The sequence below is a fragment of the Aeromonas sp. s12 genome (genome assembly GCF_040907925.1).
Classification (GTDB): domain Bacteria; phylum Pseudomonadota; class Gammaproteobacteria; order Enterobacterales; family Aeromonadaceae; genus Aeromonas; species Aeromonas veronii.
In genome coordinates, this window is sequence record NZ_JBFOCT010000027.1 from 13654 (window position 1) to 32073 (window position 18420).

Genomic DNA, 18420 nt, shown 5'->3' on the forward strand with positions numbered 1-18420 from the left:
TGTCGCGAGTTGCTTCTCCCCGTTTAACATCTCTCCCGTCGAAGCAACAAAGGCATCTTATATGTTATTAAGTCGTATGTTTCTGGCCCGACTGTTTTTGACCGGCGCCATCGTGACCGAGGTCGCCGGTACCTCCAGCATGGCCATGATCCCCGAGCAGGGGGCAGGCTGGATGAATTACATCCCGATGTGGCTGTTGATCGGTTTCTCGTACTGGTTGCTGGCGAAAGCCGCCAAAACAATCTCCATTGGTATTGCGTTTGCGCTCTGGGAGGGGCTCGGGATCACCTTGATCACCATAGTGTCGGTCATGTTCCTTGGTTACGATGTGACCGTTCAGGAGCTGATTGGCCTGGCTCTCGCGATAGTGGGGATTGTTATGGTGACCATGGGGGAGACCCATGATGAGCCCGCAGACAAGTCAGTAGAAGCGGAGGCCACAGCATGAGTCCGTTTGTGATTGTACTGGGTGCCGCACTGATCGATATCGGCGCCAATATGGCCATCAACCGCTCCAAGGGTTTTCGTTACAAGGGGTGGGGATTCCTGGGGATCATGCTGGTACTCGGCGCCTTTACCCTGCTCTCGGAAGCGGTAAGTGGCGGCCAGATTGACCTGGCTGTTGCCTACGCCACCTGGGGGGCTATCGGCATCGTCGGTACGGCGCTGGGCGGTTTGCTCTTCTTCGGTGAGCGGCTCAAGCCCATCGGCTGGGCTGGCATGATGGTGATGGCGCTGGCAGTCGTTATGCTGACTACCGCCTGATAATCTGAAGCAATAACAAAAGCCGCCCGGTTTCGCCGGGCGGCTTTTTGCTTGGCCGACTGTTTGACCGACTCAGCCTCAGCGCGGCGCTTCGTAGAGCTCCAGCGGCAGGCCGTCGGGGTCGGCGAAGAAGGTAAAGCGCTTGCCGGTCAGCTCGTCCACCCGCACCGGCTCTACCTCGACCCGATGGGCCAGCAGGTGGGCGATGACCCGGTCAAGATCGCTGACCCGAAAGGCGAGATGGCGCAGGCCGCACGCCTCGGGCCTGGAGGGGCGCTCGGGAGGCGAGGGGAAGCTGAACAGCTCCAGCTGGCTGCCGTCCGGCAGGGCCAGATCCAGTTTCCACGACTGGCGCGCTTCGCGCAGGGTCTCGGCGATGATGGGCAGCCCCAGCACCTCGTGGTAGAAGTGGCGCGAGCGTGGGTAATCGCTGGCGATGATGGCCACATGGTGGATGGCGTCAAACAGCGGAAAGGTCATGGTGTTTCCTTGTCAGCAGCATAGTGAACGGGCAGCCTGCGCTGCCCGTGTCGTTGATCTAGTTGAAGAAACCGCCGAACCAGTCATCCAGCGCACTGCGTGGCGTCGCACTGCTGGCGCAACCGGCCGGGGAGCCCATGGTGGATGCTTTGGCCGGCACCTGCAGGCTGCCCGGGCAGTCGCTGGTGACGCGGGTGCCGCTGGCGCGGGAGAAGTTGGCCCAGGTGACCCCTTCCGGCATCTTCAATCCCAGACTGTTGACGCCGCGCTGGCTCATGTAGCCGCTAAAGAGCTGCAGGGCACCGCTGGCACCGGTCAAACCCGCCGGGGTGTTGTCGTCGCGACCGACCCAGATACTGACCAGCTCGTTGTTGTCCATCCCGGCAAACCAGGAGTCGCGCAGCTCGTTGGTGGTGCCTGTCTTGGCCGCCATGGTGGCGCCTGGGAACTTGGCACTGAGCGCGCGGGCCGTGCCCTGACTCACCGTCTTGGTCATGGCGAACAGGGTCAGCCAGCTTGCTTGCTGGTCGGTGACCCGCTTGGCGGTCTGATCATGCTGATAGAGCAGGCTGCCATCCCCGTTGACTACGGCGCGAATGGCCGACAGCGGCTGGGTCAGTCCCTGATTGGCGATGGGCAGATACATCTGGTTCACCTCCAGCGGGGAGAGGGCCACCGCCCCCAGCACCAGCGACGGATAGGGCTGGATCTCCTGCTGGACTCCCAGCTTGTGCAGGGTATCGACCACTTTTTCCAGCCCCACCTGCAGACCGAGATTGACGGTCGGCACGTTGAGGGAGCTGGCCAGCGCATCCATCAGCGGCACGCTCTGGCGGAACTTGCGATCGTAGTTTTGCGGCGTCCAGACCTGACCATCCTGACCGCGAATGCGGATCGGCTGATCTTTGAGCGGGGTCGCGAGCGTCAGGCCGTTGGAGAGGCCGGTGAGGTAGACCGCCGGCTTCACCAGCGAACCGATCTGGCGGCGGGCATCCAGCGCCCGGTTGAACCCGGCGTAGCGGGGATCGCGGCCACCCACCAGCGCGACGACTTCGCCCTTATGCCAGTCGGAGACCACCATGGCCGCCTCCAGCTTCTTCTTGCCGCGCAGCTTCTCGATATCGGCGAGGCCCGATTCGACCGCCCGCTCGGCCGCATGCTGGGCGATGGGGTCGAGGCTGGTGAAGATCTTGAGGCCGGACTGCTTGAGCAGATCGGCGCCGAAGCGGCTCTGGATCTCCCGCTTGAGCAGTCCCATAAAGGCCGGTGTGCGGCCATAGCTCATCTGGCCACGGGCGATGATGCCGAGGGGCTGGCGGCTGGCCAGCTCATATTCGGCCTGAGTCAGGCTGCCGTGATCCATCAGCAGCTTCAGCACCAGATCACGGCGGGTCTTGGCCCGCTCCGGGAAGCGCCATGGGTCGTAATAGGAGGGGCCTTTCACCAGACCGACCAGCAGGGCGACCTGATCGATATCCAGCTCGTTGACCGGAATGCCGAAGTAGAAGTAGGAGGCGAGGCCGAAACCATAGACCCCTTGCGAGAAGTTCTGCCCCAGATAGACCTCGTTGAGGTAGGATTCCAGGATCTCGTCCTTGCTGTAGCGATAGTCGATCAGCACCGCCATATAGGCTTCCTGCAGTTTTCGCCACAGGCTGCGCTCACGGGTCAGGAAGAAGTTTTTGGCCAGCTGCTGGGTTAGGGTACTGCCCCCCTGCACGGTACGACCCGCGATCAGGTTGGCGAACATGGCCCGCATGATAGCCACCGGCGAGACGCCGCCATGCTGGTAGAAGTCGCGATCTTCGGTGGTGAGCAGGGTCACCAGCAGGCTGTCGGGCACTTCGGCGATACGCACCAGCAGGCGATCTTCCCGATCCTCGGTATTGAGGCGATCGAGCAGCACAGGGTCCATCTGGGCGTAACCGAGCTGGCGCTGGTTCTCCAGCGACTGGATCCCCTCAAGGCGCGGGCCGTTGAAGGTGAGGCGCAGGCCACGGGCCCCATCGGCGCCGTCATAGAACTCGAACGGACGGCGAATCAGCTCGATGCGGTTGCCGTTGATGGTGTATTCACCCGGCGTGTGAGGCTGGCGCACCTGCTTGTAGCTCAGCATGTTGAGCTCGCGCAGCATCTGGTCCCGCGACAGGCGCTGGCTGGGGTAGAGCTCCAGCGGGCGGCTGTAGACCATCACCGGCAGCTGCCACTTCTCGCCATCGAAGCGCTCGCGCACCTTGGTATCGAGGTAGATGCCAAACACCACCATAAAGGCCGCCACCACCAGGGAGAGCTTGAAGCCAAGCCAGAACAGCTTGCGCCAGATGGTGCGTTTGGGCGCTGCCTTCTTGGGGGCTCGCTTGCGTCGTTGGGTTGCCATAAATCCTCTTTGCTTTCCTTTCTACTTGTTATGTCGCATTCGCGAACGTCCGAGCGGGATTAACCCATCGAACCTAGATACCCATCTTCTTTTTGGTGACTTTGGTCGGCATCGCCTCCAGCGGATTATCCGGCCAGTAGTGGCGGGGATAGCGTCCCTTCATCTCTTTCTTCACCTGTTCGTAGGATCCTGCCCAGAAAGCGGCCAGATCGGCGGTGATCTGCAGCGGTCGCTGGGCGGGGGAGAGCAACTCCACCACCAGCGGTACTCGGCCATCGGCCACGCAGGGAGTCGAGCCTTGCCCGAACATCTCCTGAATGCGTACCGGGATCACCGGTGCCTGCCCCGGCTGATAGCGGATCCGCACCCGGCTGCCGGTGGGCGCAGCAAAGTGGCTCGGCAGTGCCTCGTCCAGCCGTTTGGGCAGTGGCCAGGGCAGGGATTGGCGCAGGATGTCGCTCATATTGAGCCTCTTCAGCTGCTCCAGCCGGGTCATACCGCTCACCACTGGCAGCAGCCACTGCTCCAGCGTGGCCAGCAGGCTGTCGTCATCCATCGCGGGCCACCCCTCATCAGGCAGCCAGTCGCGGGCACAGCGCAGACGAGCCAGCAGCCCTTCGCTACTCTCGTCCCACGGCAGCACATGCAGCCCTTTGCGGCGAATGCCTTGCAGCAGGCAGCGCCCTTTCTGCTCGTCAGAGAGTTCGGTCAGCGGTCGCTGGCTCAGCACCAGCTCGCCGATCACCTGCTGGCGTTCGGCGCGCACCCGCTCCTCCCGCTCGTCCCAGTCGAACCACTGGCGCTCGCTCACCAGCTCCGGCAGCAGACGCGCCAGCTCATCCAGCTCTATCGGTTCGGCGATAAAGATACGGCTGCCGCGATCGTTCTGCCCCATCTCGATGGCGATTATGGCCCCTTGTCCCTGACAGGGATGACCTTCTACCAGATCGCAGCTCACCCCACCACTGAGTTGATAGCGACTGCCGCTTCGCAGCTTGCCGATGCGATCCGGCCAGGCGAGGGCGCAGAGTAGCCCCAGCCACTGACCCTGCGCACTGGCAGGGCGTCCGCCAAGCCGTTCAAACCAGCGGGCAGCGCTCTGGCGCAGGGCACTTTGACGGCGGTGGAACAGCACAGAGAGGCGCTCCGATCCTCGCAGATCTTCTTCCTGCAACGCCAGCAGATAAGCGGCATCGGCGACAATCCCTGTCAGACCCTCGGACTCCAGCTCGCGGGCGCGCAGCAGCATGCGAGCGAGGCGAGGGTGGGTACCGAAAGCCGCCATGGCACGGCCAGCGGGAGTGAGTTGTTGCTCACCCTCCGGCTTCATGGCGCCAAGGGCCACCAGCAGCCGCTGGGCGCTGGCGACGGCCGCAGCCGGCGGCATGTCCAGCAGCGGCAGATCTTCTACCTTGGCGCCCCACTGGGCGGCATCTATCAGCAGGCCGGTCAACTCCTGAGTGAGGATGTCTGGCGGGCTCTGCTCGGCGAGCCGCTCCTGCACCTCGCTGCTCCAGAGCCGGTAGCAGACGCCGGGGCCGAGACGGCCAGCACGGCCTGCCCGCTGGGTGGCGGAGGATTTGGCTATCTGGCGTGTCTCCAGCCGGGTGACGCCGCTTTTCAGATCATAGGAGGCTCGTCGTTCCAGCCCGCTGTCGATAACGACAGAGACCCCCTCGATGGTGAGGGAGGTCTCCGCCACATTGGTGGTGAGCACCAGCTTACGGCGGCCGGCAGGCGCCGGTTCGATGGCTGCCTGCTGGGCCGCCATGTCGAGGCGGCCGTAGAGGGGGGCGAGGGTCACGTCGTCCGGCAGTTTGTCTGCCAACCACTGCGCCAACCGCTCGATCTCACCCTGTCCCGGCAGAAAGACCAGCAGGCTGCCATCTTGAGCGGCCAGCGCTTCGAGTACCACGGCGCCGACCTGCGGCTCCAGCCACTGCTGGCGATTGGCGGGGCGGTAGTGGTAGTCGATGGGAAAGCCGCGCCCCTCGGAGCGAACCACAGGGGCATCCGGCAGCAAGGTCTCGAGTGCCATGCCATCCAGGGTAGCGGACATCACCAGGAGCTTGAGGTCATCGCGCAATCCCTGCTGGCTCTCGATGGCGAAGGCCAGCGCGGTATCGGCGTGCAGACTGCGTTCGTGGAACTCGTCGAAGATCACCAGTGAGACGCCAGTCAGCTCAGGGTCTTGCTGCAACATCCGGGTCAGCACCCCTTCGGTGACGATCTCGAGCCGGGTCGCTGGGCTGGTGCGGCTCTCACCGCGTACCCGCAGGCCGATGCGCTCGCCCACCTTCTCCCCCAGCTGACGGGCCAGAAAAGTGGCGATATTGCGCGCAGCCAGGCGCCTTGGTTCCAGCATGATGATGCGGCCGGGAAGCCGGTTCTGGCGCACCAGCTCCAGCGGCAGCAGGGTCGATTTGCCCGCGCCGGGGGGCGCCTGCAGGATCACGCTGGTGTGGCTGTCGAGGGCGGCAAAGAGTTCGGGCAATACCGAAACGATGGGGAGCTGGGACAAAGCGATGAGCACCTTCTGTAGCAACCGGTAAAACGGCGCCTATTCTGCCACAGCCACCCACGCCACCGTGAGTGGATGTGCGGATATGGCCACTCGGGTAGGAGGGTGGCGAGACATGGCCGGATGGCTGCCATAGAATGGGCCCATCCAATGAGCGTGAAAAAGGCATTATCACCACATGGCCAAACTCTTCTTTGCCCTGCCCGTCAAGGAGCTCGCCCCCGAGCTCATCGCCTGGCGCGATCAGCAGCCCTGGCCCGGTCAGCCGGTGCCGCAAGCCAACCTCCACCTGACCCTGGCATTTCTGGGTGAGGCTGACGAGTTGACCACCCACCGCCTGATCGCCGCCGTAGAGCGTCAGCACTGTCCGCCGCTCTCCATCAGGCTGGATGAGACCGGCTGGTTCAGCCGGGCCAAGGCCGCCTGGATTGGCCCGAAGGAGTGGCCCAACGAGCTGACCGTGCTGGCGAAGGCGCTGCGCCGCCACGGCGAGAAGTTGCGCCTTGGCAATGGCGAGCAGGGTTATCGCCCCCATGTCACCCTGTCGCGCAAGGCGGATGAGGCTCCGGCCATCCTGCCTGCCCCAAATTTTCTGCTGCAGGCCGATGAGTTCTGCCTCTATCAATCCATCTCGACCCCGGACGGGGTGCGCTACGAGCCGCTTGCCTGCTGGCCGCTGCGCGCCCGGGTAAAAGAAGACGCGCGGAGGGCTAACCCGTGATTTTTGATCCCCCCCTGCAATCGGGCCAGCTGGTGGCCCGCTACAAGCGCTTTCTGACCGATGTGCAACTCGATAACGGCGAGGTCATTACCATCCACTGCGCCAACACCGGTGCCATGACCGGTTGTGCCGATCCGGGCACCCGGGTCTGGTACTCCACCTCCGATAACCCCAAGCGCAAGCTGCCCAACAGCTGGGAGATCGCCGAGAGCCCGGCGGGCCACTTTATCTGCGTCAACACGGCGCGCGCCAACCAGATCGCCCGGGAGTTGATCGAGCAGGAGGCTATTGCTCCGCTGGCGGGTTACAGCCGGTTGCGCACCGAGGTGAAGTATGGCGAAGAGAACAGTCGCATCGATCTGCTGCTGGAAGATGACGAGAAGGGCAATTGTTACATCGAGGTAAAATCGGTCACCCTGCTCGACGAACGTGAACATCCGGGTATGGGCTACTTCCCCGATGCGGTCACCGCCCGTGGTGCCAAGCATTTGCGCGAGTTGATGGCGATGAAAGCGGCGGGCCACAGGGCCGTACTGCTCTTTATGGTGCTGCACTCCGGAATAAGCCGGATGCGCCCTGCAACCCATATAGATCCGCACTATAGTCTGCTAATTGAGCAGGCAATCGCGGCGGGGGTTGAAATTTTATGCTATCGGCCCCATGTTGGGGTGCAAGGCATGGTGGCTCAAGGGTTTATCCCGTTTGAATCTGGTCACCTGTTACCCGAGGGGAGTGCATAAATATTGGAGTGGGTAACATTATTGGTACGGCTCGTTTGCTTACCCGTTACCCTTCTGCTATAGATGTCGCCCTCAATTTATGGATGGCACGGGTAGCGTGCTGAATTAGGAGACAGGGCATGCCAACAGGCGAAAACAGGAAATCTCTGGGCCCCCTGGCCATTGCGGGTGTCGCGCCTTACCAGGAAAAGCCGGGTGAGGAGTACATGAATGACCAACAAAAGGCGCATTTTCGCAAGATCCTGGGTGCCTGGCGCAACCAACTGATGCAGGAAGTTGATCGTACCGTCGACCATATGAAAGACGAGGCTGCCAACTTCCCGGATCCCGTGGATCGTGCCGCGCAAGAAGAAGAGTTCGCTCTTGAACTGCGTACCCGCGACCGTGAACGCAAGCTGATCAAGAAGATCGAGAAGACCTTGCAGCTGCTTGAAGACGATGATTTCGGTTACTGCGAACACTGCGGTATCGAGATCGGTATCCGTCGTCTGGAAGCCCGTCCGACTGCCGACCTCTGTGTCGATTGCAAGACGCTGGCCGAGATCAAGGAAAAACAGATGGCCGGTTGATCCCGACCCTCTGGTATATGAAAAAGGGAGCTCGCGGGCTCCCTTTTTTATTGAGCTTTTGGCGGTCGCGCCCCAGAATGCAGCCTCAATGAATCGCTTACCCGAATAGTCATGCCAGTGAATTTCCCGTCCTCACCCCTTGTGCGCCCCTATGTCGGCCGCTTTGCCCCCTCACCCTCAGGCCCGCTTCATTTCGGTTCGCTGATCGCCGCCCTCGGCAGCTTTTTGCAGGCCAGAGCGCAGCAGGGGCGCTGGCTGGTTCGCATCGAAGATATCGATCCGCCGCGGGAAATGGCGGGGGCAGCGCACCTGATCCTCAAAACCCTTGAGGCATATGGCCTCGAGTGGGATGGGGAGGTGATGTTCCAGAGCGCGCGCCATAGTCGTTATGACGAGATCATCGACCAGCTCTATCGGGCGGGGGATCTCTACTGGTGCCGTTGCACCCGGCGCGAAATCATGGCCGCGGGCGGTCTCTACAGCGGCCACTGCCGCACCCTCGGGCTTGCGGCCGAAGGTTGCGCCGCCCGGCTGCGCCAGCACCATCCGGTCTACCACTTCGACGATCGCTTGCAGGGCCATATCGCGGTCCCGGCGGCGCTTGCCGAGGAGGATTTTATTATCCGCCGCCGCGACGGGCTTTACGCCTACAACCTGGCAGTGGTGGTGGATGATATGGACAGCGGCATCACCGAGATAGTGCGCGGTGCCGATCTGCTGGAGCCCACGGTGCGCCAGATTGCCCTCTACCAGACCCTGGGGGCGCCGGTGCCCGACTGGGTGCACCTGCCGCTGGCGGTACTGGCCGATGGCAACAAGCTCTCCAAGCAGAACCATGCGCCGGCCCTGGCGCTCGATGAGGTGCGACCGGCCCTGTGGCAGGCGCTGCACTTCCTCGGCCAGTGCCCGCCGCCCGAGCTGATGGCGAGCCGGATTGACGAGATCATCCGGTGGGGTATCGCTAACTGGCAGCTCGAACGGGTGCCCGCCAGCGAGAAAATCCCGCTCGCGGATTGCTGAGTCGACCAGGTGATTTTTGTTTGATTGAGCGTAAATTGCCGCTGTTGATTGTGATTTTACCGGGATGATCCGTTTCAAACGGGATCAATTGTCAGCACGGTTTTTCATTTGGTTAGGCGTGAGCTATGATAGGCCGCTATTTTTTGGCCTCCCGTCAATTTAGAAGTCATGAAGAGGTGTACCATTTTTTCCCAGATCGCAAACTTTTGCCGCAAGGTGCTCGGCAAGGAAGACGGCGAGCAGTCGGTGGAATCCCCCATTCCAGCCCGTGTCGCCGGTCAACGTCGTACCTTAAGCCGTGATCAGCACCCTATTTCGCGCAAAGAGATCAGCGAGAATGCACTCAAGGTGCTCTATCGCCTGAACAAAGGGGGCTATGAGGCCTACCTGGTCGGCGGCGGAGTCCGGGATCTGCTGCTCGGGAAGACGCCCAAGGATTTCGACATCGCAACCGATGCGACGCCGGAGCAGATCAAGGCGCTGTTCAGCAACTGCCGCCTGATTGGCCGTCGTTTCCGCCTGGCCCACATTGTCTTTGGTCGTGACGTGATCGAAGTGGCCACCTTCCGGGGTCACCACCATCAGGTCAATACCAGCAAACATGTGTCGGCCCAGTCTGATGAAGGCATGCTGCTGCGCGACAACGTCTACGGCACCATCGAAGAGGATGCCGAGCGCCGCGACTTTACCGTCAACGCCCTCTACTACAGCGCCAAAGATTTCACCCTGCACGATTTCGAAGGGGGTCTGGAAGATCTGGCCGAGCGCAAGCTTGAGCTGATCGGCGATCCCGAGACCCGTTATCGTGAAGATCCGGTGCGGATGCTGCGCGCCGTGCGCTTTGCCGCCAAGCTGGATATGACCATCAGCCCGCGTACCGCCGCCCCCATCAAGGAGCTGGCGCCACTGCTGCAAGACATCCCTGCGGCCCGCCTGTTTGAGGAGACCCTCAAGCTGTTCCTGGCTGGCGACGGTCTGGCGACCTACAAACTGCTGCGCGAGTATGGCCTGTTCCAGCAGCTCTTCCCGCAAGTGGCGGCGCTGTTTACCCCGCACGGCAACTCGCCCTACGAGCAGTTTATCGAGCAGGCGCTGATCGATACCGACACCCGCGTCCGCGAAGATAAGCGCGTCACCCCCGCCTTCCTCTACGCCACCCTGCTGTGGGGCTGCGTCGAGGCCCGTGGTCGGGTGCTGGAGAACGAGAGCGGCCTGCCCTGGTATGACGCCTTCATGCTGGCGATCAACGAGGTGCTGGACAATCAGGTGCGGATCATCGCCGTTCCCCGCCGTTTCACCACAGATGTCCGCGACATCTGGGCACTGCAACAGCGGCTGACCCGTCGTCAGGGCAAGCACCCCGAGCGCGCCATGGAGCATCCCAAGTTCCGCGCGGCGTTCGACTTCCTGTTGCTGCGCAACCGGGTCGAGCGCGGTCTCGGCGAGCTGGCCAGCTGGTGGGAGCGCTATGTTGCCTCCAATCCGGATGTGCGCCCGCAATTGCAGCGTGAAGCGACCCGTCGCCCGGCCAGCGGTGAGCGCGGCGAGGCCCGTAGCCACGATGGCGAGAAGCGCAGCAGCAACAGCCGCAACCGTCGTCGCCCCCGTCGCCGCAAACCGAAAGTGGCCGAGTGACAACAGACGTGATGACCGAGGTCTTCATCGCCATTGGTTCCAACCTGTCTGATCCGCTGGGTCAGGCTCGTCGCGCCGTTGCTGCCTTGGCAAGGTTGCCGGAATCTGTGCTGGTGGAGGCCTCGTCGTTTTACAGCAGCCGCCCCATGGGGCCTGCTGACCAGCCGGACTACGTCAATGCCGTGGCCCGGCTCAATACCCGGCTCGCGCCCCTTGCGCTGCTGGATCAATTACAAAAAATCGAGCTGGAACAGGGACGTGTGCGCAAAGAGGAGCGGTGGGGACCCAGAACCTTGGATCTCGATCTGCTGCTCTATGGGGATCAGGTGATCAACCATGAGCGCCTGATCGTACCCCACTACGGCATGAAGGAGCGGGAGTTCGTGCTGCTGCCCCTTGCCGAAATTGCGCCTGCTCTGGTGCTGCCCTGCGGCACCCCGCTCGCCCGACTGGTTGCCCGCTGCCCGCACAATGATTTGGCCATCATTGCCCCGTGTGCAGACGTACAGGAGCCTCTATGAGCAAGATCACCACCGCCAGCCTGCTGAAGATGAAGCAGGAAGGTCAAAAGTTCACCGCCATCACCGCCTATGATGCCACCTTTGCCAAGCTGTTCGACGACGAGGGGGCCCACGTGCTGCTTATCGGCGATTCACTGGGCATGGTGCTGCAAGGGGGGCAGGATACCCTGGCGGTCAACATGGATGAGATGGTCTATCACACCCGCTGTGTGGCGCGTGGTGCCAGCAAGGCACTGGTGGTCGCCGACATGCCTTTCATGAGCTACGCCACCCCCGAGCAGACTTACCAGAACGCTGCCCGCCTGATGGCGGCCGGTGCCCGCATGGTGAAGATGGAAGGGGGCGACTGGCTCTGTGACTCCATCCGCCACCTCACCCGCAACGGGGTGCCGGTGTGCGGTCACCTCGGCCTCACTCCGCAATCCGTTCATGTCTTTGGCGGCTTCAAGGTGCAGGGGCGCGATGAGTTTCAGGCGCAGGAGATCTACCGTCAGGCCCTCGAACTGCAAGCGGCCGGTATCCAGCTGCTGGTGCTCGAGTGTGTGCCCACTGCGCTGGCCGAGCGCATCACCAAGGCGCTTCGCATCCCGGTGATCGGCATTGGTGCCGGCCCCGCGACCGATGGTCAGATTCTGGTGATGCACGATGCCTTTGGCGTCACCTCCGGCTATGTGCCCAAGTTCACCAAGAACTTCCTGGCCGAGACCGGCGATGTGCGTGCCGCCATCCGCCTCTATGTGCAGCAGGTGAGCGAGGGGAGCTTCCCCGGCCCGGAGCACTGCTTCAACTGATCCTGGCAGTTGCATGATGGGGGCTGCGGCCCCCGTCTCTGCTTCTCAGCCTTGTAACGTTAATCCGTATAGCTAATCCGTATCTTATTGATTCATCTAAAGGTGAACTGCTGATAGCCATGTTCGTGCCCCATCCCGCCCGAGCGCTATCGGTAGATGCAACCCGTCTCTCTTTTTGATTTATCGGAAGGTGAACTGCTGATGTTGGTCGTAAATAATCCCGTCGTTCTGCGTGAGCAGATCAGCCAATGGCGCCGTGAAGGGCGTGCCATCGCATTCGTGCCCACCATGGGCAATCTGCATCAGGGCCACCTGACGCTGGTGAAAGAGGCGCACAGCCACGCCGAGAAGGTGGTGGTCAGCATCTTCGTCAACCCGATGCAGTTCGACAAGGCCGAGGATCTTGCCAACTACCCGCGCACCCTGGAGCAGGATTGCGCTGCGCTGGAAGCGGCCGGTGTCGATATGGTGTTCACCCCGACCCCGGAGATCATGTATCCGCAGGGGCTGGCCAGCCAGACCTTCGTCGAGGTGCCGGGTCTCTCCAATCTGCTGGAGGGGGCGCTGCGTCCGGGTCACTTCCGCGGGGTCAGTACCGTCGTCACCAAGCTGTTCAATCTGGTGCAGCCTGATGTGGCCTGCTTTGGCCAGAAGGATTACCAGCAGCTGGCGCTTATTCGCAAGATGGTGGCCGACATGGCGATGCCCATAGAGATCGTCGGTGTGCCCACCGTGCGGGCCGAAGACGGGCTGGCGCTCTCTTCACGCAACGGCTACCTGACTGCGGCCGAGCGTGCCATCGCTCCCGAGCTGGCGCGCACCATGAACTGGATCGCCGAGCAGATTGAAGCGGGTGACCACCACCTGCCCTCCTTGGTGGCGCAGGCCAGCCAGCGCCTCGACAACGCAGGTTTTCGTACCGATGCCATCGACATCGTCGATGCCGCCACCCTCGAATCCGCCACTGACGAGAGCGCGCAGCTGGTGATCCTGATGGCTGCTTATCTTGGCAAGGCCCGCCTTATCGACAATCAAGTGGTCACGCTGCAGCAAGCCTGAGCCCGCGACAACCAGGAGGACCCCATGTCCAAGAAGGTTTACTGCATTGCCCAATTCCTGCCCAAACCCGGTAGGAGCAGGCCCTGTTTCAGGTGCTGCAGGCGCTCGAGCCCAACACCCTGCGTGAGGATGGTTGCCTGCAATATCGGGTAACCCGCCATATCGCGAGCCCCTTTGCCGAGGGGGAGAGTTTCCCCATCGTGTTCAACGAGATTTGGCAAGATATGGCTTCTTTCGAGGCGCACTGCCAGCGCGCGGAGATCAAGGCTTTCTTCGAGCGTTACTGTCTGGCGGAAGATGGTTTGGCCGCGAAGTGGAATGTCTGCGTCTATAGCGATGAACCCGAACAGTACGACGCCCCCGTAAAGAAGTAATTTCCCCGATTGTCAGCGGACGCCCCCTCGGGCGTCCGCTGCTTTTTCACGCCTGCCATTTGGCGTTTTCCCTCGCGACTCTGCTCGCACCCGCTGTTTTCTCTCTCCACAATCGGCCCTGATGGCCGCTACAGGTGTTTATTTATGTTTACCTTGTTTACCTTGTTTGCTTCGTTGCTCTTCTGTCTGCTCTGTTTTGCCCTGACCCGGCTACCCGCTTCGGTGCCGCTCTCGCGCAAGGTACTTGCGGGTCTGCTGCTTGGCGCCCTGTTCGGGCTGGCGCTGCAACTGGGTTGGGGCGCCGATGATGCCGGCGTTCAGCAGACCCTGGAGTGGGTCAATATCGTCGGCGGTGGCTATGTCAGCCTGCTCAAGGTGGTGATGATGCCGCTGGTGTTCACCTCCATCCTCTCCGCCATCAACAAGCTGGAGCAGGCCCAGTCCCTCGGCAAGATCAGCGCCGTGCTGATCGGTTCCATGCTGACGTTGGTGATGATCGCCGGTGTGGTGGGGATGACCATCACCCACCTGAGCGGTCTCACCGCAGCCGGGTTGTTGAGTCACGGCAGCGACACGGCAGCCCTGCAACAGAGCATGAGTACCATCGACAGTGCCCAGACCCTGCCTGCCCTGCTGCTCTCGCTGGTGCCCACCAACTTTGCCGCCGATATGGCGGGTAGCCGCGGTCTCTCGGTGATCGGGGTGGTGATCTTCACCGTGCTGGCGGGGGTTGCCCTGCTGCAGTTGAAGGCGGAGCATCCACAGGCTGGTGCTCGCGCCGCCGTCGCCATCGACACCCTGCAACTGTGGGTGATGAAGATGGTGCGGGTGGTGATTGCACTCACCCCCTATGGGGTGATGGCGCTGATCGCCCGGGTGGTGGCCCACTATCCGCTGAGCGAGATCCTCAGCCTGCTCGGTTTTATTCTGGTCTGCTATGTCGCCATTCTGGCGATGTTTGCGGTACACATGGTGATCCTGCTGCTGATCGGCCAGAACCCGCTGCACTATCTGCGGGAAGTATGGGGCGTGCTCACTTTCGCTTTTATCTCCCGCAGCAGCGCCGCCTCCATTCCGCTCAGTATCGAGACCCAGCAGCGCCTTGGCGTGCCCGCCAGCATCGCCAATTTCGCCGCCTCATTCGGTGCCAATCTGGGTCAGAACGGCTGCGCCGGCATCTACCCGGCCATGATGGTGGCGATGATTGCCCCCATGCTCGGCATTAATCCGTTCGATCCGCTGTTCCTGCTGACTCTGCTGCCGGTGATTGCGCTGGGTTCCATCGGGGTGGCTGGCGTCGGCGGTGGCGGCACCTTCGCCGCGCTGATCGTGCTCTCCACTCTCAACTTCCCCATCGCGCTGGTGGGGGTGATGATCGCCATCGAGCCGCTGGTGGATATGGGCCGTACCGCTCTCAACGTCAACGGCGCCATCATGGCGGCGATGATCACCAAGCGCCTGCTGGGCAAACAGCAGCTGGCCAACGTGGAGACGGTGCAGACGCAGGCCGCCAGTTAACTCCGAGTGTTGCCCAATATGAAAGAAGCCCGCAGTTGCGGGCTTCTTTCATATCGACTGTGTTGCCTTGTGGGCAGACGCGGTTACTCGGCAGAGACGGGGTAACCGGCGCCTTTCCAGGCGAAGATGCCGCCCGGCACCCGATAGACCTGCTGATAGCCCTGAGTCACCGCCCAGGCGGCGGCATTGTGGCTGCGGCCGCACTTGACGAAGCCACAGTAGATCACCACAGGACGGGACTTGTCTTCACCCAACAGCGCCTGGAACTGCTCCGCCGTGCCGCTCCCCTCGACAATCTCGCTCCAGTTGTCACCGGCCTTGGCCTCCTTCACGAAGACAAAGTTTTTGGCCCCCGGAATGTGCTCTTTCTTGTAGGAGTCCTCATAGGGCATGGTGTCGATGATCACCAGCTCCTCGCCCTTGTCCATCCGGGTCTTCAGCTCGGCCACGGTCAGCAGCTGATAGCCCCCCTGCTGCGTCTCTTGCGCCAGCTGCACCGCCGACTGCTCCAGCTTCACCTCCTGCTCGAACTGGTTGTCGCCACAGCCACCGAGGGCAAAGCTGGCGGCGATCAGCGAGGCCAGCAGAGTGCGGGATCGCAATGTCATCATGTCACTACTCCTTTAGAACGGAAAAAACGGGGCGGGAAGTTCGCAGCAGGGCGCCCGCAAGCGTCAGTAGCAGCAGATCCCGCACAATGGCCTCCGGCAACGAGCTGAGATCAGCCCTGCCAAGACAGCCGCAAGAGATGTCGAGCCCGATGGCAACGCCATAGCCCAACACCGGAATAAACAGGGCGAGTAGCCCGATCACCAGCCAGAGTCCCCAGCGCCGGTTGGCGATGACCGCAAGCCCAGCACAGAGCTCAAGGGCGATCAGCCCCCAGGCCACTGGCGGGATCAGTGACGGCCAGATCAGCCCGAAGGCCGCGATCTGTTCGACAAACAGGGCGGGGGAGACCAGCTTGAACCCGGCGGAGGCGAGGAAGAATCCTCCCAGAGCCAGATTGGCCAGCATGCGCAGATAAACAACCATGGGATAGCTCTTTATCATCCATGACTCCGACTGCCAGCCACAGGCGTTTGCTTCGCCATGTCCGGGCTATCGGCCGGATAGCGGGCCAGCTCCTGATAGTCGCCGTCCGCTTCGCAGCGAAAGACGGCGGCGGTTTCACCGCTTTGGCACCACTGTGACCACTCGTCTGGCGGGCAGTGGAGGCGAATGGCGAGGCCACAGCCAGCACTGAGCAGGCGCGGCACGTCGCAGACCCGAAACGACTGGTCGTGCTGCTCCAGCCGCTTGCGTAGTCTGACCGTGCCGAGGGTAGAGTGGAACAGGTAGAGAAACTCCTGATTCATGATTTGCCTCCCGTGCTGGCGCGCGCGCCGAACAGGGCGGCACCCAGCGCACCGGCAAACTGGGCATCCGGGTGGGTGGCCACTTCGCAGCCCAACCCTTCGGCCAGATAGTGGCGGAAGGTGGCGCAGTGGCTGACACCGCCGGTAAAGAGTACGCTCGGTCGGGCGCCGAGGCGGTCGATAAAGTTGGCGCTGCGCCGGGCCATGGAGCGGACGATACCGGCCAGGATTGACTCGGCCGGAATGCCCGCCGAGCGCAGGCTGATAGCCTCCGATTCGGCAAACACGGTACACATGCTGCTGATGTCGTGGGGCTCGGCCTCTTGCAGCAGTTCGTCAAGCTGCTCGACCCGAGCTCCCAGAGTGCGGGTGATCACCTCGAGAAAGCGACCGGTGCCGGCGGCGCACTTGTCGTTCATCAGAAAATCGGTGAGGTTGCCGTCGCTATCGAGCTGGATCACCTTGCTGTCCTGCCCGCCGATGTCGATGACGGTGTGTACCGACGAGCAGAGCAGGCGAGCCCCCAGCCCATGGCAGGAGATCTCGGTAACCCGGCGATCGGCGAACGACGCCAGATCCCGGCCATAGCCGGTCAGGGTCAGGTGGGGGCGCTCTGGCAAATCGGCCGAGAGCTCCTCCCAGCCTTGCTCGATGGCAGCCAGCGGACGAAAGGGGGTCGGCACCAGAAAACGGCGGACGATACGTCCGCCATCCCGGCTGTCGAACAGGATCCCCTTGGTCGCGGTGGAGCCCGAGTCAATCCCGATGGAGAGTGACACGGCGCCTCCTTACAGCATCTCGATAAAGGCGGCCAGCCGGGTGGCCAGCTGTCCCTTGTCGGCGCTGGAGTAGTCGGTCTCCACCGCCATGTAGGGGATGCCGTGGCGATCGCGCACATGGCGCTTGATGGCGAGCGACTCCACCGCATAGGTGTGACAGGCCTGCAGGATCACGTCGATCACCCCGTCTGCCTGATACTCCTCCACCATCTGGCTCAGCAGATTCATGCGCTGGTGATTGGGGGAGATGCAGGAGCAGCCGATGGCCAGATACTTGTCGGTCAGCGCATCGAACAGGTCACCCTCCTCGCTGACGCACTGCTCGGTCGCCTTGGCGCCGGTGCAATTCTCGTAACCCACCACCCAGCCACCGTGCTCCTCGATGAGGCGCACCACCTTGTCAGCTGCGCCGCCGATGGGGCAGCCGGTGATGAGGATGCGCGGGCGGGCATCGAGCCGCTTGCCCTCGGCATACTCGGCCTTGATGTGACGGGTCATCTCCTGCAGCTCGCCGATGAGCTGCTCCTTGTCGAAGCGGAAGGTGGCGCCATAGACCACCTTGAGGATGTCGGTGCCGCTCAGCGCCGGCGGGTTGAGCTGACCCAGCCGGTAGAAGTCGGCCAGCGCGCGGCGCTCGCGGTTCTTCAGCACGATGGCGTCGCGCAGCGCGTGCTCGCTGATGGGTTGGCCAAACTGCTGCTCCAGCAACTCCTTGAAGCGGACTATTTCGCTGCGCCACAGGGTGCGGGAGGCCTCGTCATCGGCGCGGTTGGGCAACTGCATCACATGCACCGGTTTGAACTCGGCCATGTACTCGTACATCTTCTTCTTGCCGTCGCAGGTGGTTTCCCCCACCACCAGATCGGAGAAGTAGAAGTAGGGGCACTTGTCGGTCTTGCCGAACCCGTAGCTGCTCTTGATCAGCGGGCAGAGGTTGCGGGGCAGATCTTTCTCGGCCTCCTCGATGGTCTCGTCGCTGGTGGAGCAGAGCGATACCACCACGGCGCCGGCCGCCATCGCCACCTCCTGTGGCATGAAGGTGCAGTAGGTGCCGACCAGGGGAATCTGTCGCTCCTTGAGTGCCATCACAGCCAGAAAGCCCTGACGACGGGCATCTGAAAAACTATCGAAAATGGCTGGCAACTCGGTGATAAGTGACATAGGCGATCCTGCCCTGATGAGAGAAATGAAG

The 18420-nt window shown here is 62.3% G+C and carries 19 protein-coding genes and 1 pseudogene; 12 read left to right on the forward strand and 8 right to left on the reverse strand.

The window, feature by feature from the left end; all coding sequences use genetic code 11:
* The first annotated feature begins 61 nt into the window (after positions 1–61).
* Positions 62–448: a multidrug efflux SMR transporter gene (locus tag AB5Y67_RS13350; RefSeq protein ID WP_005335660.1), complete on the forward strand. Its 387-nt coding sequence runs from the start codon at positions 62–64 to the stop codon at positions 446–448.
* On the forward strand, positions 445–765 hold the full coding sequence (locus AB5Y67_RS13355) for an SMR family transporter (protein ID WP_005335659.1): 321 nt from the start codon (positions 445–447) through the stop codon (positions 763–765). The genes AB5Y67_RS13350 and AB5Y67_RS13355 overlap by 4 nt, the downstream gene beginning before the upstream one ends.
* A 78-nt stretch (positions 766–843) precedes the next feature.
* Here AB5Y67_RS13355 and AB5Y67_RS13360 read toward each other — a convergent pair whose 3' ends face one another.
* The 3 genes from AB5Y67_RS13360 to hrpB form a co-directional block, all read right to left on the reverse strand.
* A complete protein-coding gene (locus AB5Y67_RS13360; protein ID WP_005362902.1) occupies positions 844–1245 on the reverse strand; it encodes a VOC family protein in 402 nt (133 codons plus the stop codon).
* Between the two features lie 58 nt (positions 1246–1303).
* Entirely contained in the window at positions 1304–3622 is a 2319-nt protein-coding gene (gene mrcB, locus AB5Y67_RS13365; RefSeq protein WP_042052390.1) for a penicillin-binding protein 1B, read from the reverse strand.
* A gap of 73 nt (positions 3623–3695) precedes the next feature.
* Positions 3696–6143, reverse strand: a complete 2448-nt coding sequence (gene hrpB / locus AB5Y67_RS13370; RefSeq protein WP_199427622.1) for an ATP-dependent helicase HrpB — start codon at positions 6141–6143, stop codon at positions 3696–3698.
* A 178-nt stretch (positions 6144–6321) separates the two neighbouring features.
* Between hrpB and thpR the strand changes: the two genes are divergently transcribed.
* From thpR to AB5Y67_RS13420, 10 genes and pseudogenes are all read left to right on the forward strand, one after another.
* Positions 6322–6864, forward strand: a complete 543-nt coding sequence (gene thpR / locus AB5Y67_RS13375) for an RNA 2',3'-cyclic phosphodiesterase (RefSeq protein ID WP_150389612.1) — start codon at positions 6322–6324, stop codon at positions 6862–6864.
* Complete coding sequence (gene sfsA / locus AB5Y67_RS13380; protein WP_047437797.1) at positions 6861–7604, forward strand: DNA/RNA nuclease SfsA; 744 nt, start codon at positions 6861–6863, stop codon at positions 7602–7604. Before thpR ends, sfsA begins: the two co-directional genes overlap by 4 nt.
* 119 nt (positions 7605–7723) lie before the next feature.
* The gene (gene dksA / locus AB5Y67_RS13385) at positions 7724–8173 is read left to right on the forward strand and encodes an RNA polymerase-binding protein DksA (RefSeq protein WP_005335644.1); all 450 of its coding nucleotides are present in this window, start codon (positions 7724–7726) and stop codon (positions 8171–8173) included.
* A 111-nt stretch (positions 8174–8284) separates the two neighbouring features.
* The gene (gene gluQRS / locus AB5Y67_RS13390) at positions 8285–9193 is read left to right on the forward strand and encodes a tRNA glutamyl-Q(34) synthetase GluQRS (RefSeq protein WP_199427623.1); all 909 of its coding nucleotides are present in this window, start codon (positions 8285–8287) and stop codon (positions 9191–9193) included.
* A 168-nt stretch (positions 9194–9361) separates the two neighbouring features.
* Positions 9362–10828, forward strand: a complete 1467-nt coding sequence (pcnB, locus tag AB5Y67_RS13395; protein WP_005335642.1) for a polynucleotide adenylyltransferase PcnB — start codon at positions 9362–9364, stop codon at positions 10826–10828.
* A gap of 11 nt (positions 10829–10839) precedes the next feature.
* A complete protein-coding gene (gene folK / locus AB5Y67_RS13400) occupies positions 10840–11349 on the forward strand; it encodes a 2-amino-4-hydroxy-6-hydroxymethyldihydropteridine diphosphokinase (RefSeq protein ID WP_199427663.1) in 510 nt (169 codons plus the stop codon).
* Complete coding sequence (gene panB, locus AB5Y67_RS13405) at positions 11346–12140, forward strand: 3-methyl-2-oxobutanoate hydroxymethyltransferase (protein ID WP_005335640.1); 795 nt, start codon at positions 11346–11348, stop codon at positions 12138–12140. The genes folK and panB overlap by 4 nt, the downstream gene beginning before the upstream one ends.
* A gap of 201 nt (positions 12141–12341) precedes the next feature.
* A complete protein-coding gene (gene panC / locus AB5Y67_RS13410) occupies positions 12342–13199 on the forward strand; it encodes a pantoate--beta-alanine ligase (RefSeq protein WP_005335639.1) in 858 nt (285 codons plus the stop codon).
* Between the two features lie 24 nt (positions 13200–13223).
* A pseudogene (locus AB5Y67_RS13415) lies at positions 13224–13573 on the forward strand (putative quinol monooxygenase).
* 153 nt (positions 13574–13726) lie between these two features.
* Positions 13727–15091 (forward strand): cation:dicarboxylase symporter family transporter, encoded by a 1365-nt coding sequence (locus AB5Y67_RS13420; RefSeq protein WP_320628425.1) that lies wholly within the window; start codon positions 13727–13729, stop codon positions 15089–15091.
* An 83-nt stretch (positions 15092–15174) separates the two neighbouring features.
* Here the strand turns inward: AB5Y67_RS13420 and AB5Y67_RS13425 are convergent, their stop codons facing one another.
* From AB5Y67_RS13425 to AB5Y67_RS13445, 5 genes are read right to left on the reverse strand one after another with little or no spacing between them, the layout of a single operon-like run.
* Positions 15175–15702 carry a rhodanese-like domain-containing protein gene (locus AB5Y67_RS13425; RefSeq protein ID WP_101315599.1) on the reverse strand — a complete coding sequence of 176 codons (528 nt, stop codon included), beginning with the start codon at positions 15700–15702 and terminating at the stop codon, positions 15175–15177.
* Between the two features lie 4 nt (positions 15703–15706).
* Positions 15707–16126, reverse strand: a complete 420-nt coding sequence (locus AB5Y67_RS13430) for a MauE/DoxX family redox-associated membrane protein (RefSeq protein ID WP_234915154.1) — start codon at positions 16124–16126, stop codon at positions 15707–15709.
* Between the two features lie 14 nt (positions 16127–16140).
* Entirely contained in the window at positions 16141–16449 is a 309-nt protein-coding gene (locus tag AB5Y67_RS13435) for a DUF3343 domain-containing protein (RefSeq protein ID WP_064341708.1), read from the reverse strand.
* Complete coding sequence (locus AB5Y67_RS13440) at positions 16446–17228, reverse strand: acyl-CoA dehydratase activase (protein WP_064341709.1); 783 nt, start codon at positions 17226–17228, stop codon at positions 16446–16448. Before AB5Y67_RS13440 ends, AB5Y67_RS13435 begins: the two co-directional genes overlap by 4 nt.
* Positions 17229–17237: 9 nt before the next feature.
* On the reverse strand, positions 17238–18389 hold the full coding sequence (locus tag AB5Y67_RS13445; protein ID WP_368207841.1) for a double-cubane-cluster-containing anaerobic reductase: 1152 nt from the start codon (positions 18387–18389) through the stop codon (positions 17238–17240).
* Positions 18390–18420: the final 31 nt, after the last annotated feature.

What these genes read in the sequence shown, in the direction of transcription:
- panB (WP_005335640.1), top strand. Translation starts at nt 11,346, where the DNA reads ATGAGCAAGATCACCACCGCCAGCCTGCTGAAGATGAAGCAGGAAGGT.
- gluQRS (WP_199427623.1), top strand. Translation starts at nt 8,285, where the DNA reads ATGCCAGTGAATTTCCCGTCCTCACCCCTTGTGCGCCCCTATGTCGGC.
- AB5Y67_RS13425 (WP_101315599.1), bottom strand. Translation starts at nt 15,702, where the DNA reads ATGATGACATTGCGATCCCGCACTCTGCTGGCCTCGCTGATCGCCGCC.
- dksA (WP_005335644.1), top strand. Translation starts at nt 7,724, where the DNA reads ATGCCAACAGGCGAAAACAGGAAATCTCTGGGCCCCCTGGCCATTGCG.
- AB5Y67_RS13360 (WP_005362902.1), bottom strand. Translation starts at nt 1,245, where the DNA reads ATGACCTTTCCGCTGTTTGACGCCATCCACCATGTGGCCATCATCGCC.
- AB5Y67_RS13355 (WP_005335659.1), top strand. Translation starts at nt 445, where the DNA reads ATGAGTCCGTTTGTGATTGTACTGGGTGCCGCACTGATCGATATCGGC.
- mrcB (WP_042052390.1), bottom strand. Translation starts at nt 3,622, where the DNA reads ATGGCAACCCAACGACGCAAGCGAGCCCCCAAGAAGGCAGCGCCCAAA.
- thpR (WP_150389612.1), top strand. Translation starts at nt 6,322, where the DNA reads ATGGCCAAACTCTTCTTTGCCCTGCCCGTCAAGGAGCTCGCCCCCGAG.
- pcnB (WP_005335642.1), top strand. Translation starts at nt 9,362, where the DNA reads ATGAAGAGGTGTACCATTTTTTCCCAGATCGCAAACTTTTGCCGCAAG.
- folK (WP_199427663.1), top strand. Translation starts at nt 10,840, where the DNA reads ATGACCGAGGTCTTCATCGCCATTGGTTCCAACCTGTCTGATCCGCTG.
- panC (WP_005335639.1), top strand. Translation starts at nt 12,342, where the DNA reads ATGTTGGTCGTAAATAATCCCGTCGTTCTGCGTGAGCAGATCAGCCAA.
- AB5Y67_RS13445 (WP_368207841.1), bottom strand. Translation starts at nt 18,389, where the DNA reads ATGTCACTTATCACCGAGTTGCCAGCCATTTTCGATAGTTTTTCAGAT.
- AB5Y67_RS13430 (WP_234915154.1), bottom strand. Translation starts at nt 16,126, where the DNA reads ATGGTTGTTTATCTGCGCATGCTGGCCAATCTGGCTCTGGGAGGATTC.
- AB5Y67_RS13350 (WP_005335660.1), top strand. Translation starts at nt 62, where the DNA reads ATGTTATTAAGTCGTATGTTTCTGGCCCGACTGTTTTTGACCGGCGCC.
- AB5Y67_RS13435 (WP_064341708.1), bottom strand. Translation starts at nt 16,449, where the DNA reads ATGAATCAGGAGTTTCTCTACCTGTTCCACTCTACCCTCGGCACGGTC.